The 2,751-nt window shown below is 65.0% G+C and carries 2 protein-coding genes; both read right to left on the bottom strand.

Annotated elements, in window-relative coordinates; genetic code table 11:
* Window positions 1-1,827: RPA family protein (locus QT222_RS14690; protein ID WP_491477592.1), on the bottom strand; the 1,827-nt coding region annotated here is incomplete at its 3' end.
* A partial coding sequence (locus QT222_RS14685; RefSeq protein WP_491477591.1) for a Single-stranded DNA binding protein occupies window positions 1,824-2,751 on the bottom strand: 928 nt, incomplete at its 5' end. The genes QT222_RS14690 and QT222_RS14685, both read right to left, overlap by 4 nt.

The following is a 2,751-nucleotide window of genomic DNA, read 5'->3' as shown; positions in this document are numbered from 1 at the left end:
ACTGTCGGCTTGGCCCGCATCGGGGGCCGCGCCGTACTCGCCGACGACGGCAGCGAGCCCGTCGTCGTGGCCCGCGCCGTCGCCGTCGTCGAGGTCTTCCATCGTTTCGACGACGACCGATTCGAGGTCGATGTCTTCGGCGGCGGTGTCGTCGGCTTCCGTGTCCGCCGCTGCGGTGTCGGCTTCGTCCGCATCGTCGTCAACGGTATCCGAGACAGGTTCCGGTTCCGGCTCTGGTTCCGGTTCAGACTCCGATTTTGGTTCAGACTCAGGCTCGGCCTCCAGTTCTGGCTCTGATTCCGACTCGGTCGCCTCAGCGTCCGCTTCGTCGGCCGAACTCGGCTCTGTTTCGAGTTGTTCAGAGAGTTCGTCTGCGTCGGGCACGTCGATGTCCGCCTCGCCAGCGGGGTCGACATCAGCGCCGGACGTGAACTCCGTGCCGAACTCGGATTCGATTTCGGCGCGTTCGTCGTCGTCGAGTTCGTACATCCCGTCGGGGTCGGTCGACTCAGCCGTGGAATCGCCCGACTCAGTGGCCGAAGACTCCGCTTCTGCCGGGGGTTCTTCGGATTCGGTCGAGTCGATATCGCCGAAGTCATCCTCGAAGTCGCCGAGTTCGTCGTCGGCTGTACCGAGCGGTTCACTCTCGCTCAGGTCGTCCTCGAAGTCACCGAGGGTACCGGTCGACTCGGTTGCAGGTTCGGCTGTTGGCTCCGGTTCTGGCTCTGCTTCCGTCTCCGGTTCTGGCTCTGCTTCCGACTCTGGTTCCGGTTCTGTCTCCGATTCCGGCTCGGAATCCAGTTCTAACTCCGGATTGGGTTCCGGTTCCAGTTCGGTTTCCGATTCAGGTTCGGATTCCGACGCTGCTTCCGGTTCCGTCTCGGTTGCAGCCGTCACAGACTCGGGCTCCGCCGTCTGCGACTCGGCTACAACGTCGTTGTCGAGCACGTCTGTCGTTTCGGCAGTTGCCTCAGCTGTTGCCTCGGCAGTGACTGGCTCGGTGTCCGGTTCTGCTTCGCCCGCGTCACCAGACTCGGCGGATTCAGCAGTTTCTGCGTCAGCCTCGGTGGAAGCGATGTTGACGTTGTCGACCGGTTCGAGGTCGAGTTCCGGAAGCGAACCGAGTACCGCGTCGCCACCCTCGTCCGGTGACGTCGAAAGCGGTTCGACCTGGTCGCGCTCGTTCGCAACGAGTTCGAGCGCCTGCACGGCGAGTTCGCGAAGGGCTTCGAGGTACGTTCGGGTCGTTCCGTAGTGGTCGATTGCGCGCGGAATGCCAGCGGCGAGCGTCGGGTCGACGCCGCGGGCTTCGAGGGCGCGGGTCAGGTCGTCGCCACGGTAGGACATCGACAGCGCCTCGTCGAACACCGCGATTCGGTGAAGCGTCGCCTCGGCGGCCGAGACAATCCAGCGGTCGCGCACGTCGGCGTCGACGGTGTTGATGCTCTCGGGGCGAACCGATGTGTAGACCACGTCGGCGTCGTCAGGTTCGTAGGTCCGAGCCTTCCCGGCGAGTGAGACGAACGCCGGAGGCGTCGTCCCGTCGAGGAACGCCATCGGTTCGGGTTGGTACTGCCCGGCGTAGGTGACGAACGCGCCCGTCGGGTCGGCGATGCGCCCGCGGAGTACCTCGTCGTTGACGTGCTCGACTTCGGTGAGGACGCCCGCGACGAACGTCCGGTTCAGGCGCGCACCTGTCGGCGTGACCACGTAGTTCGGCGCGCGTTCCTCGTCGCTTTCGGAGTAGGACATCGAGGCGTCGTCGAACTCGGCGGCGAACGCGCGGTAAGCGACTTCGCGGGTGCCGACGACCGGCGAGGAACTCATGCGCGCACCTCCGTGAGGAGGGCCGCAGCACGTTCGGCCGGGTCGTCGTCGCTCTCCTCGAACTCGTCGGCTTCGAGGTTCGCGCCGTACTCGTCGACCGAGAGATTGCCGCGGACGCGGTACTCGCGGCCGACGAGTTTCGATGCAATTTCGTCGGCGACGACTTCCTTGTCCATTGCCTCGCGGGCGGCCTCCATCGCGTCGGCCATCGTCCCACCATAGATTTCTTCGGTGATATCGCGGTCGAGAATAGCCGTCAGCGTGCCGGTTCCGTCGTCGAGAATCGCTTTTACTCGCATGTCGTCTTCACCGTCGACTTCGCGGTGCTGGCGGCCGTGGCCGTTTTGAACGAGGCGATTGCAGTCGGGACCGCGTTCGTTGAGTCCGGAGCCGTCGCGTACTTCGAGGACGTCCCCGAGCATTTCCACGTCGAACATCCCGCCCGCGTCGACCGCCTCTCCGATTTTCAGTCGGGGCGCGGAGTCGGTCACGGAGACTGGTTCGTCGAGAACTTCGAGCGTCGTGAACTCCGAGAGGTTCACCTGCGGGACGCCGCGGAACTCACGGACGTACACGTCCGAAAGGCGCAGACTCGCGCCTTCTGTCACGTCCGGACGAGGTTGCCAGTCGGTGAAGGGGAGCCGACCGGTTTCGTCGGCGACGACGCCGGAGAGGATAGTCGTCTCGCCGTTTCGGCCGTCGATGGTCCGCGATTCGACTTCGAGAACGTGAACTTCGACGGTACGGCCGCGGTCACCGGCGGTGAGGTCGATAAGGTCTTCCTCGCCCCCGGTTCGGTCGCCGTAGGGCGTCTCGACCGGGTCGGGTTCGACGCCGCCAGTCCAAGATGCGCCGCTGTTTAGGTCCGGTTTTCCCTTCCACACGCGCAAGCCCGCGCCTCCCATAGTCACGGAGGCGCCGGGG

The sequence above is a fragment of the Haloferax sp. s1 genome, assembly GCF_058382125.1.
This window is presented reverse-complemented; position numbering and strand designations above follow the sequence as displayed.